General features: G+C 73.3%; 24 protein-coding genes and 1 pseudogene. 11 read left to right on the top strand and 14 right to left on the bottom strand.

All coding sequences use genetic code 11. The features are described 5' to 3' along the window. Positions 1 to 56 precede the first annotated feature (56 nt). On the top strand, positions 57 to 482 hold the full coding sequence (locus tag ACZ3YO_RS25005) for an acyl-CoA thioesterase (protein ID WP_465573149.1): 426 nt from the start codon (positions 57 to 59) through the stop codon (positions 480 to 482). A 294-nt stretch (positions 483 to 776) separates the two neighbouring features. Continuing rightward, a complete protein-coding gene (locus ACZ3YO_RS25000) occupies positions 777 to 2,123 on the top strand; it encodes a DUF2254 domain-containing protein (RefSeq protein ID WP_465573147.1) in 1,347 nt (448 codons plus the stop codon). An 80-nt stretch (positions 2,124 to 2,203) separates the two neighbouring features. On the opposite strand, the gene ACZ3YO_RS24995 is transcribed toward ACZ3YO_RS25000, so the two are convergent. The 3 genes from ACZ3YO_RS24995 to ACZ3YO_RS24985 all read right to left on the bottom strand — a co-directional run bounded on the left by ACZ3YO_RS24995 (position 2,204) and on the right by ACZ3YO_RS24985 (position 4,969). Further along, positions 2,204 to 2,851: an HAD family acid phosphatase gene (locus tag ACZ3YO_RS24995; RefSeq protein ID WP_465573228.1), complete on the bottom strand. Its 648-nt coding sequence runs from the start codon at positions 2,849 to 2,851 to the stop codon at positions 2,204 to 2,206. 181 nt (positions 2,852 to 3,032) lie between these two features. Then, entirely contained in the window at positions 3,033 to 3,932 is a 900-nt protein-coding gene (locus ACZ3YO_RS24990) for an NAD(+)/NADH kinase (RefSeq protein ID WP_465573144.1), read from the bottom strand. Continuing rightward, positions 3,929 to 4,969 (bottom strand): SPFH domain-containing protein, encoded by a 1,041-nt coding sequence (locus tag ACZ3YO_RS24985; RefSeq protein WP_465573142.1) that lies wholly within the window; start codon positions 4,967 to 4,969, stop codon positions 3,929 to 3,931. Before ACZ3YO_RS24985 ends, ACZ3YO_RS24990 begins: the two co-directional genes overlap by 4 nt. Positions 4,970 to 5,087: 118 nt before the next feature. Between ACZ3YO_RS24985 and ACZ3YO_RS24980 the strand changes: the two genes are divergently transcribed. Both ACZ3YO_RS24980 and ACZ3YO_RS24975 read left to right on the top strand, forming a co-directional pair. Continuing rightward, the gene (locus ACZ3YO_RS24980) at positions 5,088 to 6,167 is read left to right on the top strand and encodes a hypothetical protein (protein WP_465573139.1); all 1,080 of its coding nucleotides are present in this window, start codon (positions 5,088 to 5,090) and stop codon (positions 6,165 to 6,167) included. Positions 6,168 to 6,352: 185 nt separating this feature from the next. Beyond that, positions 6,353 to 8,665 (top strand): transglycosylase domain-containing protein, encoded by a 2,313-nt coding sequence (locus ACZ3YO_RS24975; protein WP_465573136.1) that lies wholly within the window; start codon positions 6,353 to 6,355, stop codon positions 8,663 to 8,665. A 77-nt stretch (positions 8,666 to 8,742) separates the two neighbouring features. Here the strand turns inward: ACZ3YO_RS24975 and ACZ3YO_RS24970 are convergent, their stop codons facing one another. Continuing rightward, positions 8,743 to 10,026: a glycerophosphodiester phosphodiesterase gene (locus ACZ3YO_RS24970; RefSeq protein ID WP_465573133.1), complete on the bottom strand. Its 1,284-nt coding sequence runs from the start codon at positions 10,024 to 10,026 to the stop codon at positions 8,743 to 8,745. Positions 10,027 to 10,028: 2 nt separating this feature from the next. Between ACZ3YO_RS24970 and ACZ3YO_RS24965 the strand changes: the two genes are divergently transcribed. Continuing rightward, complete coding sequence (locus tag ACZ3YO_RS24965) at positions 10,029 to 10,628, top strand: hypothetical protein (RefSeq protein ID WP_465573130.1); 600 nt, start codon at positions 10,029 to 10,031, stop codon at positions 10,626 to 10,628. 36 nt (positions 10,629 to 10,664) lie between these two features. On the opposite strand, the gene ACZ3YO_RS24960 is transcribed toward ACZ3YO_RS24965, so the two are convergent. Beyond that, the gene (locus ACZ3YO_RS24960; protein ID WP_331741137.1) at positions 10,665 to 11,210 is read right to left on the bottom strand and encodes an RBBP9/YdeN family alpha/beta hydrolase; all 546 of its coding nucleotides are present in this window, start codon (positions 11,208 to 11,210) and stop codon (positions 10,665 to 10,667) included. A gap of 262 nt (positions 11,211 to 11,472) precedes the next feature. Here ACZ3YO_RS24960 and ACZ3YO_RS24955 point away from each other — a divergent pair, with 262 nt between their 5' ends. The 3 genes from ACZ3YO_RS24955 to ACZ3YO_RS24945 all read left to right on the top strand — a co-directional run bounded on the left by ACZ3YO_RS24955 (position 11,473) and on the right by ACZ3YO_RS24945 (position 14,397). Beyond that, a complete protein-coding gene (locus ACZ3YO_RS24955; RefSeq protein ID WP_465573127.1) occupies positions 11,473 to 12,039 on the top strand; it encodes a DJ-1/PfpI family protein in 567 nt (188 codons plus the stop codon). A 377-nt stretch (positions 12,040 to 12,416) separates the two neighbouring features. Next, positions 12,417 to 13,763 carry a serine hydrolase domain-containing protein gene (locus tag ACZ3YO_RS24950; RefSeq protein WP_465573124.1) on the top strand — a complete coding sequence of 449 codons (1,347 nt, stop codon included), beginning with the start codon at positions 12,417 to 12,419 and terminating at the stop codon, positions 13,761 to 13,763. A 91-nt stretch (positions 13,764 to 13,854) separates the two neighbouring features. Beyond that, on the top strand, positions 13,855 to 14,397 hold the full coding sequence (locus tag ACZ3YO_RS24945; RefSeq protein ID WP_465553492.1) for a gamma carbonic anhydrase family protein: 543 nt from the start codon (positions 13,855 to 13,857) through the stop codon (positions 14,395 to 14,397). Positions 14,398 to 14,496: 99 nt separating this feature from the next. Here ACZ3YO_RS24945 and ACZ3YO_RS24940 read toward each other — a convergent pair whose 3' ends face one another. The 8 genes from ACZ3YO_RS24940 to ACZ3YO_RS24905 form a co-directional block, all read right to left on the bottom strand. Beyond that, a complete protein-coding gene (locus ACZ3YO_RS24940) occupies positions 14,497 to 14,772 on the bottom strand; it encodes a hypothetical protein (protein WP_465573120.1) in 276 nt (91 codons plus the stop codon). Between the two features lie 201 nt (positions 14,773 to 14,973). After that, positions 14,974 to 15,807 carry a YhjD/YihY/BrkB family envelope integrity protein gene (locus ACZ3YO_RS24935; RefSeq protein WP_465573118.1) on the bottom strand — a complete coding sequence of 278 codons (834 nt, stop codon included), beginning with the start codon at positions 15,805 to 15,807 and terminating at the stop codon, positions 14,974 to 14,976. 186 nt (positions 15,808 to 15,993) lie between these two features. After that, on the bottom strand, positions 15,994 to 16,797 hold the full coding sequence (locus ACZ3YO_RS24930) for a DUF1206 domain-containing protein (RefSeq protein ID WP_465573115.1): 804 nt from the start codon (positions 16,795 to 16,797) through the stop codon (positions 15,994 to 15,996). Between the two features lie 437 nt (positions 16,798 to 17,234). After that, a complete protein-coding gene (locus ACZ3YO_RS24925) occupies positions 17,235 to 17,834 on the bottom strand; it encodes an alkaline shock response membrane anchor protein AmaP (protein WP_465573113.1) in 600 nt (199 codons plus the stop codon). A gap of 54 nt (positions 17,835 to 17,888) precedes the next feature. Beyond that, entirely contained in the window at positions 17,889 to 18,548 is a 660-nt protein-coding gene (locus ACZ3YO_RS24920) for a DUF6286 domain-containing protein (protein WP_465573111.1), read from the bottom strand. 94 nt (positions 18,549 to 18,642) lie between these two features. Beyond that, complete coding sequence (locus ACZ3YO_RS24915; RefSeq protein WP_465573108.1) at positions 18,643 to 19,002, bottom strand: Asp23/Gls24 family envelope stress response protein; 360 nt, start codon at positions 19,000 to 19,002, stop codon at positions 18,643 to 18,645. Further along, a complete protein-coding gene (locus ACZ3YO_RS24910; protein WP_465573106.1) occupies positions 18,999 to 19,184 on the bottom strand; it encodes a hypothetical protein in 186 nt (61 codons plus the stop codon). Before ACZ3YO_RS24910 ends, ACZ3YO_RS24915 begins: the two co-directional genes overlap by 4 nt. A 91-nt stretch (positions 19,185 to 19,275) precedes the next feature. Beyond that, entirely contained in the window at positions 19,276 to 19,746 is a 471-nt protein-coding gene (locus ACZ3YO_RS24905) for an Asp23/Gls24 family envelope stress response protein (RefSeq protein WP_465573104.1), read from the bottom strand. A gap of 159 nt (positions 19,747 to 19,905) precedes the next feature. Here ACZ3YO_RS24905 and ACZ3YO_RS24900 point away from each other — a divergent pair, with 159 nt between their 5' ends. From ACZ3YO_RS24900 to ACZ3YO_RS24890, 3 genes are all read left to right on the top strand, one after another. Further along, positions 19,906 to 20,589, top strand: a complete 684-nt coding sequence (locus tag ACZ3YO_RS24900) for an RNA polymerase sigma factor (protein WP_465573101.1) — start codon at positions 19,906 to 19,908, stop codon at positions 20,587 to 20,589. Then, the gene (locus ACZ3YO_RS24895; RefSeq protein WP_465573099.1) at positions 20,580 to 21,143 is read left to right on the top strand and encodes an Asp23/Gls24 family envelope stress response protein; all 564 of its coding nucleotides are present in this window, start codon (positions 20,580 to 20,582) and stop codon (positions 21,141 to 21,143) included. Before ACZ3YO_RS24900 ends, ACZ3YO_RS24895 begins: the two co-directional genes overlap by 10 nt. Before the next feature lie 301 nt (positions 21,144 to 21,444). Next, entirely contained in the window at positions 21,445 to 21,600 is a 156-nt protein-coding gene (locus ACZ3YO_RS24890) for a DUF6131 family protein (RefSeq protein ID WP_465573097.1), read from the top strand. Positions 21,601 to 21,838: 238 nt separating this feature from the next. Here ACZ3YO_RS24890 and ACZ3YO_RS24885 read toward each other — a convergent pair. Beyond that, positions 21,839 to 22,240, bottom strand: a pseudogene (locus ACZ3YO_RS24885) (MFS transporter); the annotation flags it as partial. Positions 22,241 to 22,462 lie beyond the last annotated feature (222 nt).

The raw sequence follows: 22,462 nt of genomic DNA, 5'->3' as shown, positions 1-22,462 counted from the left end.
GATCCGTGACGGACGCCACGCTTTGTCGGCCCGGCGTCCGGAGTAGCGTGCGGGTCATGACGGATCAGGACTTCACGGTGCGGGTCACCGTCCGCGGCTACGAGACCGACGCACAGGGCCACCTCAACCAGGCGGTGTACCTCCAGTACGCCGAGCACGCCCGGTGGGAGTACCTCCAGGCGGCGGGCGTGCGGCAGGCCGAGCTCCTGGCCAAGGGGATCGGCCCGGTGGTGCTGGAGACCACCGTCAAGTACCGGCGGGAGCTGCGCGCGGGTGACGAGGTGGACGTGAGCTGCCGCTTCGTCTGGGGCTCCGGCAAGACCTTCGAACTGGTGCAGGCCGTCACCCGGGCCGACGGCGTCCTCGCCGCCGAGGTGACCTGTGTGGGCGGCTTCCTCGACCTGGCGGAGCGGCGGCTGGTCGCGGACCCGCGCGAGCCGATGCTCGCCCTGGCGTCGGACCCTGGGCTGCTCGGGCTCTGAGCCTCCGCACGGCCGGGGGCTTCGCCGCCCGCCCTTCGCGGTCCTCGCCACCCTTGGTGCCGCCCGCCGCCCGCCGCCCGCCGCCCGCCGACTCCGCCCGCCGCCCGCCGACTCCGCCCCCCTCGTCATCCCGCCCGCCCGGCCGCGTCGCCGCGGTGCTGCCGCCGCCGGGCACGCCACCACCCGACCGGCCCCCGGGCGGGCGGCCCGGCAGGCGGTCGGAGCCCGGTCGGCCAACGCTTGACGTGAGCAGGCGTTCGGCGGGCCGGTGCGCAGGGACTGGAGGCGGGCGAGGTGATCGGTGGGGTCCACCTGGAGGCGCAGTGGCGACGGGAGGCGCTGCGGACCAACCTGTGGGTGGTGCCGATGCTGGAGGTGCTCCTCGCCGGACTGCTCTTCCTGCTCACGTGGTCCCTGGACCGGGCGGCCTACCGGGGTGAGCTGACCCTGCCGACCTGGGTCATCAGCGGCACCGCCGACGCGGCCCGGCAGATCCTCGCCGCCATCGCGGCGGCGCTGATCACAGTCGTCGGCGTGGTGTTCTCGATCATGATCGTGACCCTGACGCTGGCCTCCACCCAGTTCGGGCCGCGGATGCTGCGGACCTTCATCCGGGACCGCACCACCCAGCTGACCCTGGGCACCTTCGTCGGGACGTTCGTCTTCGCGGTGCTGGCGCTGGTGGTGATCGGACCGTCCTCGCGCGGAGAGTTCGTCCCGCACCTGTCCATCACCGTGTGCATGGCCCTGGTACTGGCCGACCTCGGGGTGCTGATCTACTTCATCCACCACATCGCCACGTCGATCCAGCTGCCCCGGGTCATCGCCAACATCGCGGCCGAGCTGTCGGCGGCGATCGAGGCGGGGGCGGGTGAGCCCGCACCGGGCGGCGACGTCGAGCGGGGGCCGCCGCCGGCCGAACTGCACGCCCGGCTGAACGCGGCGGGGGCGGCCGTGCCGGCGCCGGCCAGCGGTTACCTGCAGTTCGTCCGGCACCGCACGCTGGTCCGGATGGCGACCGAGCTCGACGCCGTCATCCGGCTGGACCACCGGCCTGGGCATTTCCTGGTGCAGGGGCACCAGCTCGCGACGGTCTGGCCCGCGGAGGCGGCGGCCGAGGTGACGCGGAGCTTCGCCCGCGCCCACATCACCGGCCCGACCAGGACGCTCGCCCAGGACATCGCCTTCGCGGTGGACCAGCTGGTGGAGATCGCCATCCGGGCGCTGTCCACCGCGGTGAACGACACCTTCACCACCCTGACCTGCATCGACTGGCTCGGCGAGGGGCTGTGCCGGATCGCGGCCCGCTGGCACCCGGACCCGGTCCACCGCGACGCGGCCGGGTACATCCGGGTGATCTCCGCGCCGGTGAGCTACGAGCGGCTGGTCGAGCGTGCGTTCGAGAAGATCCGTCAGACCGCCCACGGGATGCCGGCGGTACTGATCCGCCAGCTCGACGCGCTGGCGGAGATCATGGTGGAGACCACGACCGAGGCGCAGCGCCGGGTGCTGCTCCGCCAGGCCGCGATGATCGACCGGTTGAGCGCGGAGTCGGTGACCGAGCCGGCCGACCGCGAGGACGTGCGCCGCCGCTACCTGGCAGTGCTCGCCGTGTACGCGAGCCGTACCGGGCAGCCCTGACGCCCGGTACCCGGTACCGCCGCCGCCCGGTACCGCCGTCGGGCGGTACCGGGCACCGGGGCGCCGGTGACGCGGCCGTGCTAGGAGAGCAGGCCGTCGTAGTCGGGGAGCTTGAAGGTCCGATCGGCGTGGCCGCCCACCAGGTCGGTGGTGTTGTTGCCGACGTTGGCGATGATCGTGTAGCCCTGCTGCTCGACCGCGGTGCGCTGGTCGGTCTTGAAGTCCTGGACCGGCTGGAAGAGGTCGTCGAGGTCGCGACCGTACAGGCCGTCCACCGGGTAGCCGGCGCGCTGGAGGGCGCAGCGGGTCAGCGAGTCGATGAAGTCCGGGCGTGCGGTGATGAAGATCACCGCTACGCCGCGCGAGTGCGCGTAGGCCGCAAGGTCCAGCGAGGGGCCGACCGCGGGCTGGCTGAACGGGTGGAAGTGCGACTGGAGCGTCGTGTTGTCGATGTCGAACACGATCGCGGGCCGGACGGCCGCGTCGGCGCCGGAGGTGCGCTGCTCGATGTAGCCGCGGGCCGGGGCGAGGGCCGTGCGGACGTCGGCCAGCCACTGGCTCTCGGTCACACCCGCCGCGGAGAGCGCGGCCGGCGCCGCGGCCTGGGGCGCGGTCTGCGCGACGGCGGGTGCCGGGTGTACGGGGGCGGCCGCCGCCGGGCCGGCGAGGCCCGCGAGGACTATGCCGGCCAGAACGACGGGGGCGGCTGCTTTGCCGACCAGTCTCATACCTGCCACCGGGGAGCCTTTCTGTCATGGTGTCGGGAGCCGCGGCGCGACGAACGCGACGCGGTCATGGCAAATCTCGCACACCATCAGGTCCTGCGACAGGACTCGCGCTTACCGGCAGGTAACAATCTGCTGTGCATCCCGCGTGTGAACGCTTCGGGTGCCGCGCGGAGCCGGCCGGTCACCCGAGCAGCCGCAGCCGGGTCGCCGCGACCCCCAGCCGGATGCTCTGCCCCCAGGTGAGTTCCAGCGCGTCCGTCTCGATGCCGTCGCCGAAGGCGACCAGGCGGTCCGACTCGACCGTCAGCACCAGCTGCCGGCCGGCGTCCAGCACCCCGTGCACCCGGCTGGTGCCGGTCGCGGGGGAGGGCCAGGCCTCGCGGACGAACCAGGCGAGCGCGGGAGCGGCCGCCTCGGGCAGGGCGAGCGGTCCGCCGCGCTCCAGCCAGGCCGACCGGCACCAGCCGGTGGCGCCCGTCCCGGTGCCGACCAGTACCCCGGAGGAGGCCTGGGGCTCCGGTGACTCCTCGTCCGTGGCCAGCCGGTACCGCGCCGTCTGGTGCCCGGGCTGTCCGACGTACACCTCGTTGAGCGCCAGCAGCCGCTGGGTGTCGTCGGCGACCGCCTCGACCATGGTGCGCTCCTCCAGGTGCCGCGCGCCGCTGCGGGCGACGGCGGCCGGGAGGAGGGCGGGCAGGGCGTCGGCGCGGTGGCGGACCAGGACGCCGGGGTTGCGGCCCGGGTCCGCGTCGACGCCGATGACCGGCTGGCCGTCGAGGTACTTGGCGACGTTGGCGACCAGCCCGTCCTGGCCGACCACGACCACCACGTCCTCCGGCTCGAACAGGAAGCGCGGCAGGTCGGCCCGCTCGACCCGGGTGCGCCGCCAGTCCAGGGGGACGGCGGCCGCGGCCCGGGCGAGCGCCTCGGCCTGCCGGTGGTGACGGTGCTCGACCTCCGCGACGGACCGGCCGCGCGAGGAGAGGAAGAACGCGGCCTGCCCGGGCGTGCCGTGGTGGGCGAGCAGCTCCTCGTACTCCGTGCGGCGGTGCACCAGGACCGCCCGGGGGGCGAGCGTCACCGCTCACCCGCCGGGCCGGCGAGCTTGGCGAGCAGCCCGGTGAGCAGGTCCGGGGTGACGGTGACGCTGTCGATCTGCGGCAGGTGCTCGGCCAGCCGCATCAGGGCGAGCGCTCGCAGCACGGCCGGGTCGGCCTGCTGGTGGGCGGTGAGCCAGGCGGCCTCGGCCTCGGCCTTCGCGGCGCCGAGCGCCCGGGCGGCGTCGGCCTCCGCGCCGGAGAGGGCGCGGGCGGCTTCGGCCTCGGCGGTGGCGAGCCGGGTGCGGCGTTCGGCCTCGGCTTCGGCGCGGACCCGGTCGGCGACCGCCTCGTCCTCGGCCTGGAGCCGCGCGTTGGCGCCCCGCTGGGTGATCAGCTGCTTCTCCCGCCGGGCCAGTTCGATCTGGTTGGCGAGCTCGTTCTCGGCTATGCCGCGCTCGTGCTCGACGGCGACGGCGCGCCGCTCGAAGGTGGCCCGGTCGGCCTCCTGCTGGACCAGCTCGCGGGCGGGGGTGCGCAGGGCGCGCTCCACCTCCGGTTCGGGGCGCAGTGCGACGACACGGACGGCGATCACGGCGAGGCCGGTCTCGGTGATCCGCGGTTCGGCGCCGAGCCCGGCGGCCATCCGGTCGCGGACGGTGCTGACGCCGTCGACCAGCGCGGCGGCGAGCGGGGTGCGGGCGAGCAGGCCGAGCGCGTGCTGCTGGGCGGTCTCGGTGAGCAGGGTGGCGATCTGGTCGAGCGGGGCGGCGCGCCAGGCGCCGGTGTCGGGGTCGATGCCGAAGTCGACGCGGGCGGCCGCGGTGGCGGGTTCGGTGATCCGGTAGGTCAGCGTGGCCTGCACGGTGACGTCCTGGAAGTCCGAGGTGCGGGCGTGGAAGAGCATCGCCAGCTCGCGGTCGTCCACCGGCACTTCGGAGAGGGCGGCGGTGAGCGGGCGGAACCAGAAGGCGAGGCCGGCGCCGTCGTGGGCGACCTTGCCCCGGTCGAGGTGGCGGATGTGGGCGGTGGGGACGGCGCGCAGGTGGCGCAGTCCGAAGCGCTTGGTGATGTCGGCCATGAGTGGGACCCCTTTTCGTCACTGCGACGATATTGGGCGCCCGGCAATCTCGTCAAGATGACGAAAAGGGGCTCCGGTCGATCCTCTCGCGTCGTGGGAGGATCGGCGGGTGCTGAGGATGCGAACGAAGACACGGCGGCAGCGGCATCGGGGGGCGGCGCGCGCCTCGGCCGCTCTCGCGGCGGCCCTCGCGGTGACCGCCCTCACCGCCGCCCCGCCCGCCCGCGCGGCCGGTGGCGCCGGGCAGGCGTTCACCATCGGCGACCCGCGCATCACCGAGTCCAGCGGCCTGGCCGCCAGCCTCGCCCACCCCGGCGTCTACTGGACGCACAACGACAGCGACGACGGCCCGTACGTCTACGCCGTCGACTCGCAAGGCCGCACCGTGGCCACCGTCACCCTGCGCGGCGTCGAGCCGCGCGACGTCGAGGCGATCTCGCTCGGTCCCGACGGGCGGGTCTATGTCGGCGACATCGGTGACAACCTCGGCGGCAAGTGGTCCGAGGTCTGGATCTACTCCTTCGCCGAGCCCGCCGAGCTGCGCGACCAGTCGGTGGACGCCGTCCGCTACCGGGTCCGCTACGAGGACGGGCCGCGCGACGCCGAGGCGCTGATGGTCCACCCGGTCACCGGCCGCGCGTACATCGCCAGCAAGAAGGAGGGCGGGGGCGGCCTCTACCAGGGGCCGGAGAAGCTCTCCACCGCCGGCATCAACACCTTCCGCCGGATCGGCGACGTCCCCTGGGTCACCGACGGCGCCTTCTCGCCCGACGGCACCCGGCTCGTGCTGCGCGGTTACCTCGCCGCCGAGATGTACCGCTGGAAGGACGGCGCGCCCGCCGAACTCGGCGCGCTCTCCCCGCCGTTGCAGCGCCAGGGCGAGTCGGTCACGTTCACGGCGGACGGCCGGGCGGTGCTCTACGGCACCGAGGGCAAGGACAGCCCGGTCTGGCGGGAGCCGCTGGACGACGACCTGCTCCCGGACACCGTCAAGCCGTTGGCGTCCCCCTCGCCGTCGGGCGGCGCCGCGGCGGCCCCCGGCCAGGCCGCCGGCTCCTCGCCCTCGGGGGCATCCTCGGTCTCTTCCTCCTCGTCCGACTCCTCCGCGGGACCGTCGGACCGCGCCCTGGGCGTGGTGTTCCTGCTCGCCGTGGTGGGCGCGGTGCTCGGGCTGCGGAAGAAGCGCCGGTCGGGCTGACGGGCGTTCACCGTGCCCGCCCGGAGCCGTCGAGCGGGTGTAGACGAACGACCCGCGCGGCTGCGCGGAGTTGGGGCGGACGTGTGTCCGACCGGCCCGGATGCGGCGAATCTGTCGCAGATTTGTGACATACCTTGGCCAACACCCGCCCCACAGGCGGTTTTCGTGGACGTAGTGTTCCGGCTATGTCACGGAAGAGCCGCCGCACCGTCTCCCCGGAACAGGGTGACACCTGGATCCCGCGTCCCCGGCGCCGCGAGACGCCGCTCGGCCTGGTGGGCCACGCGGTGAAGTTCCTCGGCTACAGCACGCTGGCCGGCGTCCTGCTGGCAGGGGTGGCCCTGCCGGCGGCGGGTGCGCTCGGGCTGTCCGCCAAGAGCACGGCGGACAGCTTCGACAGCATCCCGGACGACTTCAAGACCCCGCCGCTGAGCCAGGCTTCGCAGATCTACGACGCCACGGGCGTGCTGATAGCCAAGGTCTACGAGCGTGACCGCACGGTCATACCCGCCGACCAGATGTCACCGCTGATACGCCAGGCGCAGGTGGACATCGAGGACGCCCGCTTCTACGAGCACGGCGCGGTCGACCTGAAGGGCGTGCTCCGGGCCGCCACCAAGAACGCCGAGAGCGGCACCGCCGTCCAGGGCGCCTCCACGCTGACCCAGCAGTACGTGAAGAACGTCAACGTCGAGAAGGCCGGCGACGACCAGGCCGCCGTCCTGGAGGCCCAGCGCAAGACCCTGGGCCGCAAGATCCAGGAACTCAAGTACGCCATCAAGCTCGAAGAGGACCTGACGAAGGACCAGATCCTCTCCAACTACCTGAACATCACCTTCTACGGCCACCAGGCGTACGGCATCCAGGCCGCCTCCCAGCGCTACTTCAGCAAGGACGCCAAGGACCTGACCCTCCCCGAGGCGGCCACGCTCGCCGGGCTGGTGCAGAACCCGTCGCAGTACGACCCCAAGACGCACCCGGTCGCCGCCCAGAAGCGCCGCGACACCGTCATCGACAAGATGGTGGAGAACAAGCACATCACCGCGGACCAGGCCAGGGAGGCCAAGGCCGCCCCGCTCGGTCTGCGCTACAAGGAGCCGCAGAACGGCTGCATCACCGCCAACGCCGGGATGGGCTTCTTCTGCGACTACGTGCGCCACGTGGTCAAGCAGGACCCGGTGTTCGGCAAGACCGCCGCCGACCGGAAGAAGCTCTGGGACCAGGGCGGTCTCAACATCTACACCACCCTGGACCCGCAGAAGCAGGCTGCCGCGCAGAACGCGGTGACCAAGAAGGTGTTCGTCTCCGACCCGGTCTCGGCGGCGATGACCATGGTCGAGCCGGGCAGCGGCAAGATCCTGGCGATGGCCCAGACCCGCCCGTACGGCCTGGACCCGAACAAGAACCAGACCGTCGTCAACTACAACGTCGACGCGGCGATGGGCGGCGGCAACGGCTTCCAGCCCGGCTCCAACTTCAAGCCGATCGTGGCCGCCGCCGCACTGGAGGCCGGGCTGTCGCCCACCCAGCAGTACCCGTCGCCGAACCGGATGGACTGGCCGACGATGTCCACCTGCTCGGGCAACTGGAAGAACCTGCAGAAGGGCAAGAAGGAGGGCTCCGTCCCCAACGAGTCGGCCAGTGAGGTCGGCCCGTACCAGCTGAAGCAGGCGATGGCCCTCTCGGTCAACACCTACTTCGTCCAGATGGAGCAGGAGATCGGCCTCTGCTCGGTCAAGCAGATGGCCAACAAGCTGGGCGTCGCGGGCAAGGCCAGCGGCGACCCCCTCCAGGAGCTGCCCGCACTGGGCCTCGGCACCCAGGAGGTCAGCCCGCTGGTCATGGCGAACGTCTACGCCACCTTCGCCGCCCGGGGCACCTACTGCACGCCGATTGCGATCAACAAGATCACCACCGTGGACGGCCGGGACGTGCCCGTCACCCCGGTCAAGTGCGGCCAGGCGGTCTCCGAGTCCACCGCCGACGTCATCAACACCGTGCTGCTCGGGGTGACCGAGAAGGGCACCGCCCGTGACCTGGGGCTGGACGACGGCCGGCAGATCGCCGGCAAGACCGGCACCGCCGACGAGAAGAAGGCGGCCTGGTTCAGCGGCTACACCCCGCAGCTCGCCGCCTCGGTCTGGCTCGGCGGCCCGGCCAAGGGCGTGCCGATGAAGAACATCCGGATCGGCGGCAAGTACTACGAGGAGATCTTCGGCGCCACCGGCCCCGGCCCGATCTGGGAGATGGCGATGAGCCAGGCGGTCAAGGGCATGCCGGAGGAGGACTTCCAGACCGTCTACATCCCGGACCCTCCGCCGAAGAAGGACCCGAGTGCGAGCCCGGGCGGCTCCGGTACGGGCAGCAGCGGCCCGAGCGGCACCGCCGACCCGGGCAGCAGCCGGCCCGAGACCGCGCCGGGACGGCCCGGCGGCCGGACGCCCCCGCCCGGACGGCCCCGCAGCGCCCCGCCGACCGACCAGGGCGACGACCACTGACCCCTGCACGACGATGACGGTGCCCCGGACCGGCCCACGGTCCGGGGCACCGTCACGTACGGGGCCTCAGCGGTTGCTCAGCTGACGCCCTTGGCGGCCCAGAAGTCCTGCCGGGCCAGGATCGAGGTGTCGGTCTGGTCGGTGAAGAAGCCGTCCACGCCCAGCTCGTAGAGGTACGTGGCCCAGCCGATCGCGTCGCCGTACGCGTTCGGGTCGGTGCCCCGGCGGTAGTCCAGCGGCAGGAAGCCGTTCTCGTTGCGCACCGTGTACGGGTGCAGCAGCAGGTTGGCCGCGTGCGCGTCGCGCACCAGGGTGGTCGGCGGCTGGAGCTTGCCGCTCGCGTCCACCGGCGCGATCAGCTGCGTGGTCGGGCCGATGCCGTGCGCGAAGGAGGCGATCCAGCGCAGCCCCTCCGGCGTCACCAGGTCGGCCACCGTCCGCTTGTCACCGGCGAGCACGAAGTCGTACGGCTGGGTGGTCGCGGCGCCGAGCAACTGGACCCGCGGGTTGTCGACCAGCTTCGCCAGCCGCTGCAGGCTGCTCGGCTCGAAGGACTGCAGGATCGCCCGCCCGCGCTTGCCCGCCAGACCGGTGCGGCGCAGCTCGTCCGCGAGCCGCTCCTCCAGGGGCAGGCCTATCGAACGGAAGTAACTCGGGTGCTTGGTCTCGGGGTAGAGCCAGACCTCGCGGCCCAGCTCGCGCCCGCGCTTGCGCGCGAAGTCGGCCAGCTCGCGGAAGGTGAGGATCTGCCAGCGGCCGTCGTACAGGGTGTTGCGCTGGCGCTGCTGCGGCAGGCGCTCCTTGGCCCGCAGCGTCTTCAGCTCGGCCAGCGTGAAGTCCTCGGTGAACCAGCCGGTGAGCGGCGTGCCGTCGATGGTCTTGGTGGTCTGGCGGCCCGCGAACTCGGGGTGGCCGGCGACATCGGTGGTCTCGGCGATGTTGTTCTCGTGCCGGATCACCAGATGGCCGTCCTTGGTGGGCACCAGGTCCGGCTCGATGACGTCCGCGCCCAGCTCCAGCGCCAGCTCGTAGGAGCCCAGGGTCTCCTCCGGACGGTAGCCGGGGGCGCCGCGGTGGCCGATGACCAGCGGGTGCGGCAGGCGGTCCAGGCCGGTGCCGGTGCGCACCGGCGGGCGGGTCCCGGCCGGGCGGGCGGCGGCCGCGCGCTCGTCGGAGGCGTCGGGTTGCCCGGCGTCGGGCTGGTCGGCGCCGGGCGCCGCGAAGGCGTCCCCGACGCCGGCGGCCAGTGCGGCCGCGCCCAGGCCGGCGACGCCGGTCGCGCGCAGGAACAGGCGGCGCGAGGAGTCGGCGCCCTGCACGGGCTCTGCCGGGGTGCTGCCGTCGAGCGGACGGTACGTCATGGATGCTCCTTGCCCGCGCTGGTGGCGCGGCGGTGGTGGCCGGGACGGTGGTGGCCGCGGTGGTGCCGGTCGCGGTGGTGCTCGTCGATGTCCAGCTCGTCGAGGCGGTGCTCGTCGATGTCCAGCTCGTCGAGGTGGCGTTCGTCGCCCGCAGACTAGGAGCAGCGGCCCGCGGCCGGGTGGCCTACGGGCGAACTGCGGGAGAAGTTCCGCCGCTCGTCCGTGTGTTGCCGGGGTCGCACGGGTGCGCACCGATCGCCCGTCGGAGTACGGGTACTCATGCGGCCGCCCGGCGCCCGGCGGAGGATGGGCCCATGCCGCACCCCGTCGTCCCCGGCGTTCCCGTCGTCCCCGGCGTTCCCGCCGTGCTCTGGCCCGCCGCCGGGTACCTCGCGTTATCCCTGGCGTTCGCCGTCGCCGCCGCCCGCGCGTACCGGCAGTGGACGGTGGCGCTCCGGACGATGCCGGGCTTCTTCCTCGCCCTGGCCCTCAACCCGTTCCGGGACGGCACGCCCGCCCGTTTGCTCTCCGCCGCCGCGGCCGGCGCGGTGGGCAACGCGGCGCTGCTCACCCTCGCCGCGCACGCGGCCGGCCTGGGCTGAGCGCCGCGGGCCGGCCGCGTCGCGTACCTCCGGCCGTCAGAGCTCGGCCAGCAGCTTCCGGCCCTCCGGCCAGTCGCCGAGGGCGGACGCGGAGTTGAGGTGCCCGTGCGCACCGACCTCGACGTAACGCGCGCCCCACGCCTCGGCGAAGCCGCGGCCGCGCTCCGGGGTGACCCACGGGTCGTCGGTGCTGTTGACCACCAGGGCCGGGAACGGGAACGGCTCCCGCGCCACCGGGCGGAAGCCGAACAGCGCGGGCACGTCGGCGTTGTCGATGTCGGCCGGCGCGACCAGCAGCGCACCCCGCACGACACCGGTCCGCTCGGCCGGCGCCGTGGCCACCCAGCGGGCCACCGCGGCGCAGCCGAGGCTGTGGGCGACCAGGACCACCGGGCCGTCGGCCGCCGCCGCCGCGACGGCGGCGTCCACGGTGGCGACCCAGGCGTCCGGCTCCGGGTGGTCCCAGTCCTCCTGCTCGACGCGCCGGAACGCCGGGTCGGCCGCCTCCCAGTGGGTCTGCCAGTGCTCGGGCCCCGAGCTCTCGTAGCCGGGCAGGACGAGGTAGGTGACGCGGTCCGACATCGGTGCGGACTCCCTCCGGGAGGACGGTGGCGTGGGCACCGTGGAGTTTACGGTCCTGGTGGCGAGGGGGCGCAGGTGGAGGACCTTCCGCGCACACGGCCGGGGACGGGCGCACGCGGGCGCTCACGCGCTGCTGCGCGCCCGGTGCGCCCTGTTGCGGCGGGGGCGCCCGGTGCGGGAGGTTGTTCCCGGCCCGCGCCGGTCGCCACCGGGACGGGCCCGCACCATGTCTGACGGTCGATCATGTGGAGGGATGTCGGCGATGACATCGAAGATCCTGCTCGTCACCGGTGACGCCGCGGAGTCGCTGGAGGTGTTCTACCCCTACCAGCGGCTGCGCGAGGAGGGCTACCAGGTCGACATCGCGGCGCCGGCGAAGAAACGGCTCCAGTTCGTGGTCCACGACTTCGTGGACGGCTTCGACACCTACACCGAGAAGACCGGCTACACGTGGCCCGCCGACCTCGCCGTCGCGGACGTCGACCCGGCCGACTACGTCGCGTTGGTGATCCCGGGCGGCCGCGCCCCCGAGTACCTGCGGAACAACCCGGACGTGCAGCGGATCGTCCGGCACTTCTTCGAGACCGACAAGCCGGTCGCGCAGATCTGCCACGGCCCGCTGGTCAGTGCCGCCGCCGGGGTGCTGTCCGGCCGCCGCAGCGCCGCATACCCGGCACTGGAGCCGGACGTGGCCGCCGCCGGCGCGGAGTACGTGGACGGCGAGGCGGTCGTCGACGGCGTGGTCGTCTCGGCCCGTGCCTGGCCCGACCACCCGGCGTGGATCCGGGCGTTCGTCGAGGTGCTGCGGGTGAAGGCCCCGCTCTCCTGATCCGGCGGGCGTCCCGGGTGCGGTTGCGCCCGCCCGGGACGCCCGGGGACGCCCGGGGCCACCTCGGGCCGCAGGGCCTTGCCGGCGCAGGCGGACCCCCGGGTGCTCTCGGGGTCGCCTTCGACCTGAGATGGAGCGACACGCCGGAGGCGGATGAGACCTGGGGCGGAGAGGTTCCGGCCCTGGGGCTGACGACTGCTTCGTGTCCGACTGTCAGAGTGTCAGCTGTCAGAACCCGGACGGCTGTTGGGGGAGGCCGTCCGTTCGATCCGCGGGAGGGCGGCGGCATGGCGGAAGCAGCGTACGAACAGGCGGGGAGCACGGCACGGGGGAGCGAACATCGGAGCGTGCGGGCACGGCGACGGCGCGGGCCGGCCGTGCGTGCGGCCTCCGTCGTGCTCGCGGGCGCGGGCCTGGTGGGCGCACTCACCCCCATGACCGCCGCCCGGGCCACACCACCGGTGCCCTACCGGTTGACGGTGACGGACGAAACGGGCTCGGGCGGCGATGTCACCGGCGGTCCGGGCGCGGCGCTCGGTGTTGCCGCCCCCGCGGCCGATTCCGCGGCAGATGCCGCCCGTGGGGTCGACCGGGCGGCCCTCGACGCCGCCGTGCGCGGCCTGGTGAGCCCAGGCGGAGCCTCCGCCACGCTCGGGCGGGTCGACGAGCGCGGCCGCACCGTCTGGAAGGGCGCGGCCGGCACCGCCGACCTCGCCACCGGAGCCCCGGCCACGGCCGAGGGCCGGTTCCGGATCGGCAGCGTGACCAAGACCTTCGTCGCGACGGTGGTCCTCCAGCTCGTCGCCGAGCACCGGCTCGGCCTGGACGACCCGGTCGAGCGTCACCTGCCCGGCCTGGTGCCGGGCGGCGGGCAGATCACCGTCCGCCAGCTGCTCAACCACACCAGCGGCCTCGCCAACTACACCGACGACCCGAGCTTCTCCTTCGAGGAGGACCCAGCCGCCCTGCAGCAGTGGCTCAGCACCGGCCGCTGGCGCTCCTACACGCCACAGGAGTTGATCGGCATCGCCGCCAAGTACCCGCCCTACTTCGCCCCAGGGAGGGGGTGGCACTACTCCAACACCAACTACATCGTCGCGGGGCTGCTCATCGAGCGGCTCACCGGCCGCAGCTGGGGCGACGAGGTGGAGCGGCGGATCATCCGGCCGCTCGGGCTGAGCGGCACCTCGATGCCGGTCGACTCGCCCTTCGTCCCCGGCCCGCACGCCCACGCCTACTACAAACTCGCCGCCGGCCCGGCGGACATCACCCTGCTGAACCCGAGCATGGCCGGCTCGGCGGGTGCCGGGATCTCGACCACCGCCGACCTCACCAGGTTCATCTCCGCCCTGCTCGGTGGGCGGCTGCTCGGTCCGGCCGAGCTGGCCGAGATGAAGCGGACGACACCTTTGAGCGGGCCCGCCGAGTACGGCCTGGCGCTCCAGCGGACGGTGACGGCGTGCGGCGAGTTCTGGGGCCACGGCGGCGGCATCCCGGGCTACAACACCCTGATGTACGGCGCGGCCGACGGGCGGCGGCAGTTCGCCGCCTCGGTCAACCCCTACGACATGTCCGACCTGCCCGCCACCAACGCCGCCTTCGAGACCCTCGTCGCCGCCGGCACCTGCGCCGGCCGCCCGCCGGCCGCCGCCCGGCCGCTCGACCCGCCCGCCACGGCCGGCATACCGTCGGCCGCCGGCCCGGCCGTCCCCCTGCTCGACTGAGCTCGAACGAGGGGGACGGCGGTCGGGCCGGGGGCCCTGGGTGCGATCATGCCCGGAACATGATGGCCGCACGTCAACAGGAGGACGAGACATGGCAGAGCCGCTGATCGCCGCAGTCGGGGGCCGGGTGCCCGCCGTCGACCCGTCGGCGTTCGTCGCGCCGAACGCGGTGGTGGTGGGCGATGTGACGGTCGCCGCCGGGGCGAGCGTCTGGTACGGCGCGGTGATCCGCGGCGACGCCGAGTCGATCAGGGTCGGGGAGGGGAGCAACATCCAGGACAACTGCACCCTCCACGCGGACCAGGGCTTCCCCCTGGTCATCGGCGAGCGGATCTCGGTCGGGCACAACGCCGTCCTTCACGGCTGCACGATCGAGGACGACGTCCTGGTGGGGATGAACTCCACGGTGCTGAACGGCGCCCGGATCGGCTCCGGGTCGCTGGTCGCGGCGGGCGCGGTGGTGCCGCAGGGCATGCAGGTGCCGCCGGGCTCGCTGGTGGCCGGCGTCCCGGCCAAGGTCCGGCGTGAGCTGACGGAGGAGGAGCGGGCCGGGATCAAGTTCAACGGCGAGGGCTACCGCCTGCTGGCCGACGGGCACCGGGAGATCGAGCCGGTCGAGCGCCGGGCCGGGTAGGGCGGGGGAGCAGTGGTGAGCCGGTACGCCGTCCCGGTCGCCGTCCCAGACCCCCCAGGGGGACTCAAGGCGAGGCGGGGCGGCGTACCGGCCGGGGGCTCAGGCGGGCGAGGACGGGGCGGGTCGGGCGTGGGAGCGGCGCTGGCGCTCGTTCCCTAGGCTGCTGGTGGTCCTGGTCGGCGCGTCGTCGGCCGGGGTGCGCGGCGCGGTGGCGGACCTGCGGCTGGCCGCCGAGGAGAACGCGGCCGTCGCCGAGATGCTGGCCGGCGCCGCCGGGATCGAGGACTTGGTGCAGCAAGGGCCGTCCGCGCCGGTCTGGCACTCGCTGGCGGGCGGGCGGGTGGACGGAGCTGTAGGACCGTCCGGCGTTATCACAGGGTTGATATCCCGAAATCCCACCCGCGCCGGGCCTGCTCCCACCGCTCGCCAGCCTGCCCACGCTCACCGCCGCCGGGCCTGCGTGTGGCCACGGCCTGGTGCCGGTGGGCGGCGTTCTCCTGCGTTCGGTCCGCCAGGCCGTGGCCTGACGGAGCGGACTCTCGGTGGGGTGATGTGCTCTCTGGGACGGCCCCGGCCTCACCTTCGTCGTTTCAGTGCACCTGCCACGTGGGGATATTCGTCGTGGAGCAGCCGGCCGGCCAGTGCGCCGCCGTAGACCACGGCGCCGACGCCTACCAGCCAGGACTGGATGACCAGGACGGTGCCGATTGGCCCGTAGGCGAGGGTGTTGGTGGCGATCAGTGGCGAGAAGACGAGCCGGGAGAAGAGCCTCAGGCCGAGCAGCCCGGCTGTGGTGGCCACGGCGCCGGGCAGCAGGGCGCCCCAGTGGACGCGTCCGCCGAGCAGCATCCGCTGCGTCCACCAGAGGAACAGGATGGCGCTCAGCACTGCGGCGACGCCGCCGGCCGGGGTCTGTCGCCACAGGGTGGTGGTGGCGGACAGGAGGAGGAGCCCGATGAGGGCGGCGAGCCACACGACGTGCCGCCACCTGGCCCACCAGCGGGCCGGTGGCAGGTCCCAGATCTTCTCGTAGGTGGTCTGCACCGCCGCTCCGAACGACAGGCCGAAGACGGCGAGGGCGGCGAGGCTGAACGCCGTCGTGGTGCGCAGTGTCTGGCCGGGCAGGGCGATCAGCTGCTCGACCTTGCTCCTGGAGGGTGCCGACACGCCGAGTCCTTCGCCCAGCCATTGTGCGAAGCCCTGCCCGTTCGCCGGGTCGGCCGCTGAGATGACGATCAGCAGTGGCACGAGGGTGAGGAAGCCGAGCGCCGCGAAGCCCAGCGACCGCTGCCACAGTTCGAGAGCGCTGCCCCGTCTCCATCCGCGCCCGGCCGGCGAACGGCCGACCCTGCGGCGCAGCCGCCCGAGCAGGGACGGATGGCCCTCGGGGCCGGGGGGCTTCTTCGGCATGGGTGTTGAGTACCACGGTCGATGCCGTCGCTGTGTCAACGGCGCGGCGAGCGGCCTGCCGGGCTTCGATGGGCCCGCCGGCTGCGGTGGCGGGTGGGGTCGGGTTCCCCTTTCCAGGGGTTGTGGGTCGGCGCGCTGTCGGTGTTGCCCGGAACGGGGTCGGTTGCTCTGCCGGCACACCTTCCCTTATCGCGCGGGCGGGTCTGATTGTTCAGGAGTTTTGTGCCAGCGGGCTTCGCAGAAGGAGTAGAGGCCGAACAGCACGAAGCCGATCGCTGCGGCGATCAGCAGCACGGGTCCGGCGGGTGTGTCCGCGAACGAGCGCAGCGTCTCGTCCAGGCCCTTGGCCTTGCTGGGGTCGAACTTCACGGCGGCGAGCAGGATGAACAGGCCGGCCACCGCTGCGGCGGCGCCGCATGCCACGCCGCCGACGATGCCCAGCAGCGCGACCACCCGCCGCGTTCGCGGGCTCATGTCATCTGTCTGGAGATCCTCCTCGAACTTCCGCATCACGGCGCGCACCGCCATCACCACGCCCACGACGGCCAGGACGGCTCCGACCGCGCCGACCAGGAGCCGCCCGCCCGGCCAGTCCAGCACCCTCGCGGTGTACTCCTTGGACGTCTCGTTGCCGGACCGGCCCCCGGCGGAGCCGCCGACCAGGACGGTCTGCACCACGCCGATGGAGATCACCGCGTAGAACACGGCCAGCACCAGAGAGCCCAGGCGCCTGGTCCACTTGTCGCCGCCCGGCACCGATGATCCGAACGCGGCCTCGGACAGCCGCCACAGCGCCATCGCCGCCAGCCCCACCACCAGCGCCCACAGCAGGAAGCGGCCGAAGGGCTGTTCGCCGATGGTCCGTACCGCGCCGGACCGGTCAGCCTCGGTACCGCTCCCTACGCCGAGCCCGATCCGCACGGCCAGGACCCCCACCAGTACGTTGATCGCTCCCCGGGCGCAGAGCCCGACCCTGGCCACAGTGCTCATGGCATGGCTGTCGGCCAGGCGCCGCCCCTGCGACCCGGCCCCTGCGGTATTCCCGTTCCTGACGGCCATACGCGACACCTCCCTGTGCCGGATCAAACCCGCCGACGTACCCCGCGTCGTCGGCAACACCCGACACTTGGCGCCCACCCGGCGGGCGCTCTGCCGGGGTTGGGCCGGTCAGGCAGAGTGGAGTGCTTGGTGCTGGAAGGCGCCTTTCGGGACTTCCATACGGCGCGGCCGGAGGCTACCCGGGGTTCTGGGAGCCGTTCATCGCCCCGCCGTGCCCGGCTGTTCCGCTGTCGGCGTGTCACGGGCGCAGCCGGGCGGTGAAGAGGCTGGGGCGGGCAGGTGTCGGCATGTGTGAGCGTCGTGCCGGCCTTCGACGGGACGCTCTCGCTCCGGCCTGCTCGGTGTTGCCGTGACCTGGTCATCGCGGGTCACTCGGCGCGGTGGGGCCGGTGGGAGGCGACGCGCAGCGTGACCCGGGCGGGGAGTTGCTCCCATCCGGTGCTCTGGCGGGCGCGGTGCAGGGTGCTTTCCAGGGCGTGGAGAACGTCGCGGGGGTTGGCGTCCGGATCGAGGGTGAGGTCGAGGGTGGCCTGGGGGCGGTGGGCGTGACCGGTCAGGCGGGCGTGCGCCTTGTGGACGCCGGGGAGTCGGGCGGTGTCGGCGGCCAGGGCGTCGGCGAGGGCGCTGTCGTGCAGTTCGACGCCGTCGCAGGGCGGGTTGCCGACCGGCAGGCGTCCGGGGTGCCGGTGGCGGAGTTGTGCCAGCAGCCACCACAGGGCCAGGGCGGTGAGGATGGTCAGGGCGGCGATGACGGTCGGCCACCACCAGTCCTCGCCCGTCCAGCGGGTGCGGTCTTGGGTCGGCAGGAGGGCGTCGTGCGGGCCGGTGAGGGGCCAGTCGGCGGGCGGATCGAGACTCCAGCGCCGGTAGAGGTCCAGGGCGCCGGTCAGTACGAGCAGGCCCCCGCCCAGCATGACCAGGCCCGCGACGGCCAGCAAGGTCCGGTTGAGGACGGAGTGAGAGTTCATCAGGTCGTCTCCTGTGGCGATGGGCCCGAGGTCGTTGTCGCTGCGGCAGCACGGTCACGGGCCGCGCCGACGGGCCCGGACTGTGAGCCGGGGTACCCGGGCCAGGGCGAGGGCGTCGAGCTGCGCTGTCAGTGCTTCGGTGACCTCGGTGCGCACGGTGTCCAGGTCGCGGAAGGCGACCTGGGCGCGGGCGTTGATCCGGCGTCGGCGTACTCGCACGTCGGCGTGGGAGACGCCCGGCACGCGCAGGGCGGCATCGCGCAGCAGTCGGGCGGCGCCGTCGCGGTCGAGTGCGGCCTGTGGGCCGTCGGAGTCGTCGGTGGCGGCCATGGGCAGGAGGTGTCGGCGGCCAGGGGTGAGTGCCAGGATGATCAGCCACAGGCCCAGGGCGGCTGCCACTGCCGCGCCGGTGATGACCCACGGGTCATCGATGGGGCGGGTGGCGAGTTCGTCAGCAAGGGTTTTGCGCCAGGCGGCGGCGGTGTGGCCGGTGCGCACCCGGACGACGTCGAACAGCACGAACGCGCAGGCCGCCAGGATGACGAGGGCCACAATCGCGGCGGGAACCCTCCGCTCGGACCACCAGCGTGACGCCGTACGGCCGTGCTCGGTGTCGGCCGCGAGTGTGCCGGCCGGGCTGCTTTCGGGCGGGCCACCCTGCGCGGTGGCGGATTCGGGGTCGGGGTCGGAGACGGCCGGGTGCTGGTGTGTCATGCCGGCTCTCCTTGAGATCTGGGCGGTGGGCGGGCGGATGTCCCGGCGGTGGTCCGCGGGGAGGGCTCGGTGAGGGGGTGGTGTGCGCTGCGGGTCAGTGCACGCGGCCGACGCGGCCGTCGCTGCCCTCGGGAATGAGGCGGCGGATCGCGAGGGCGACCTCGGTGACCTCGAGTCCGGTCAGGCGGCCCACGCGCTGGGTCACCCGGCGCTGCAACTCGCGGGCAGCTGCGGCGAGGTCGATCGGGTAGGGCAGTTCGACGGCCAGCCTGATCCGGGCGGAGCCGCCGTGGACGTGTGCCGACGCGTCGGGGGTCGGCGGCGCGGGCCGCGCGCGGCGGTGCGGCTGCGCGGCGAGGGCCTCCCGGCCGGCCCGCGCGGCGATCCCGGCCACCACGCGGTCCGGGATGACGGTGGCGCCGCGCTCGCGCGCCGCGAGGGGTTGCGGGGTCATCGGCGCCGGTCCTCGAATCGGGGCCGACGCCAGTCCCTGATGTCCTCGCCCTCCAGGATGCGCCCGATAACGAGGCCGACCACGCCGAGGACCAGGACCAGGAGGAAGGCCCAGAAGCCTCCGAAGTATCCGGCGAATCCCAGCGCCATTCCCGCGAGCAGACCGATTGCGGCTGTGCTCATCTCACATGCTCCTTGTTCGGTGTCGCCCGGGCGTTACCCGGTCACGCGGCAGCGTCCCGGCAGCGACGGTGCGGGGCCGGGCGGCTGCGGGTCAGGCGACGCGGCTCTCGGTGTCCTCGTCCTCGTCGGGGAGGTGGACGTCGTCGACGGCGATGTTCACCTCCACGACTTCCAGGCTGGTCAGGCGTTCCACCGCCGAGATGACAGCGACGCGCACGTCGCCCGCCAGTTCGGTGATGGGGACGCCGTACTCCACGACGACGACGAGGTCGACGGCGGTCTGGCGCTCGCCCACCTCGACCTTCACTCCGCCCCTGACATTCGCCCGTCCCCCGCCCGGAACGCGCTCGCGTACCGCGCCCAGGGTGCGGGACATCCCGGCTCCCAGAGCGTGGATACCGGGAACGTCCCGGGCGGCGGTGCCCACGATCTTCTCCACGACGCTGTCCGCGATGGTCGTCTTCCCCCGATCCTCGGGCATCCGGTCCGCGCCGGTGGGACCTTGCAGGCCGTCCTCCGGGCGTCCGTCGCCCTGCGGGAAACTGCTGGAGGTGTCCGTCATGGCAGGGCCTCCTTGACCTCGCCCCGGTGTGGGCCCGGCCGGGCCCGCCTAACTGTTGGACGCCGCCCGCACGAAATCGTCACGCCCTCGGCATGACCGTCCGGATAAGGGACAGACGAGAGGAGGAGGGGCATTCAGCACCGGCGACCGGACGCCACGATGAGCACAGCACAGACCCCCACCACCGCCGGCCTCCGCGAGCGGCCTCCGCCGCCCCGGCCCAGCGCCCGACGCGACCGCCCGGCCGCGCCCCGGCGCTTCCCGCCCGCGTCCACCACAGTCGGCCCGGACCACACCACCCCGCTCAGTGACCAGATCCTCGCGGTCCGCGCAGCGGAAGGCGACGACGACGCCTTCGCCATCCTGGTCGGCCGCCACAGCGCCGCCCTCCTCACCCTCGCCCGGCACCTGACCGGCAACCGGCAGGACGCCGAGGACATGGTCCAGGAGTCCCTCCTCAGCGCGTGGAGGCGACTGCCGGACTTCCGGGGCGACGCCGCGTTCCGCACCTGGCTCTACCGCATCGTCACCAACCGCTGCCTCAGCCTCCTGCGCAGCCGCCCCCTGCCTGCCGTCCCCCTCGACCTCCAACCCGAACCCGCAGCCCTCCCCGCGCTCGGAGCCCCCGAGCAGGTGGCCGAGGCCCACGCCGCCATACGCGCTCTCTCCCGCGCACTGGCCGGCATCGACCCCGGCCAGCGGGCCTGCTGGATCTTGCGCGAACTGCACGGCATGCACTACGGCGACATCGCACGGACCCTCGGCATCAGCGAGCAGACAGTGCGCGGCAGGCTGTTCCGCACCCGCCGGTCGCTGGCGAAGGCGATGGACCCATGGCGCTAGAACACCGGCCGCCCCGCGCAGCCGACCAGACAATGACCGGGCCCGGCAACGGCCGGACCCCGGACCGTCCCGATGACCCCGACGACGCCCGCAAGGAGTGCCTCCTGCGTCAGGCCACCGAGGCCCTACGCGCCCAGGGATCCATCGAGAGCACGGCCCTGCCCGGGCGGGTCATGCGCGCGGTACGGGCCGAACACCGACGAGGACGACGACTCTCCCGTGGCGACCCCGCCCACGGACATCACATCGACGAGAACACCGCCGCCAAAACACTGCGCCGCGCCGCCGACAACGCCGGCACCGCCCGGGCCGGCAGCTGCCGCCTCACACCCACCCCCGACGGCAGAACCATCCACGCCACCATGACCCTCACCGCCGACCCGTCCCACCCACTGCTCACCCAGGCCGACCAGGTCCGCCAGGCCGTCCTGCACAACGCACAACACGCCCTGGGACTCGCCGTCACACGCGTCGACATCACCATCGACGACCTCCACACCCCGAAGGCACCCCCCAGCCCCGACCGCGATGCCATGTGCCACGGCAGGAAATAACGAGTCCGGACCCTAACCGGTCCTCGACTCGGCCTCGTCACCGCCCTGGCCACCTACGACGGCGCCGCCGAACGCGAACGCGGCCTCGACATCCTCCTCACCGGCCTCACCACCACCCTCACCCCACACCCCTGACCACCGCCGACACCGGACACGGGGGAGCTAGCCCCGGCGGCGGGACCGGAACGGCACCGCACGCAATTCCTCAGAGACACCGGCGGAACACAGGAAAGGGGAAGCATCACCTCCACACCGACGGAGAACCCACATTGGCAGGGGGGAACGCACAACGGAGGTCATCGTGATCATCCTGGGAGTCATCCTCCTCGTCATCGGATTCCTCACCAGCATTTCCATCCTGTGGACCATCGGCATCGTCCTGGTCGTCATCGGTCTGATCCTCTGGATTCTGGGCGCCGTCGGCCACCAGGTCGGCAGCCGCCGCCACTACTACTGAGACGCACCCAAGGCCATCCCAGGCCCGGCGGCACGGTCGCGAGTCCGCACAGCGGGTTCCGACCGTGCCGCCGGGGCACTCAGTTCCGATCCCTCCGGACCGGCGTGGCAGGGCAGCGGTTCGGCGTGCGGCAGCGCCCCCGTCCTGCCGTTGTGGGCGCGTCGCCGCCAACGGCAAGTACGACGGGCAGCGGAGCGGGGCGGCCCGCCTGTGCGTCACCCCAGGAGCGCGTCGGCGGCAAGAACATCACGGCGACCGCCCGGGCCCGCCGGTGCGGTGCGACCAGCTCGGCGGCCGCGACCGCCCCGGCGCCGAAGAACGCGCCGTGCGGCAGGCCGGTGATCAGCCGGGCCGCGGCCAGCGACCAGAAGTCGGGTGCGACCGCGCAGAGCAGGTTGCCGGTCGCGAACAGGCCGGCCAGGGTGACCAGCACCGCCTTGCGAGGCCGTCCGGCGGCGAGTGCGGTGAGCAGCGGGGCGCCGATCACCACGCCGATGGCGTAGGCGGAGATCAGCCACCCCGCCTGCGGGATGGAGACGTGGAGGTTGTCGGCCACCTGGGGGAGCAGCCCCATGGCGGCGAATTCGGTGGTGCCGATGGCGAACGCGGTGACGGCCAGGGCGACCAGCGCGAGTGGCACGGCGGGACTCCGGGGTGACGCCCGCACGAGGGCAGGGCGGAGCGGTCGCCGGCACGGTCGTCGGGCCGGCGGGAGACGGGGGAGGGGAGGGGAAGCGCGGGGAAGAGGGGAGGGAGGGTAAGGGCGAAAGAGATTAGTTCGTCCGAAACCCTAATCCGAGCGGATGACGACCCCGAGTGGTCTCCGCGTCGGAACGGTTGAGGACGGGGGTCGCCAGCCGGG

The organism is Kitasatospora sp. NPDC022785, from assembly GCF_055561295.1.
The sequence above is the reverse complement of the archived record's forward strand: the minus strand, read 5'-3'. Positions and strand labels throughout refer to the sequence as shown.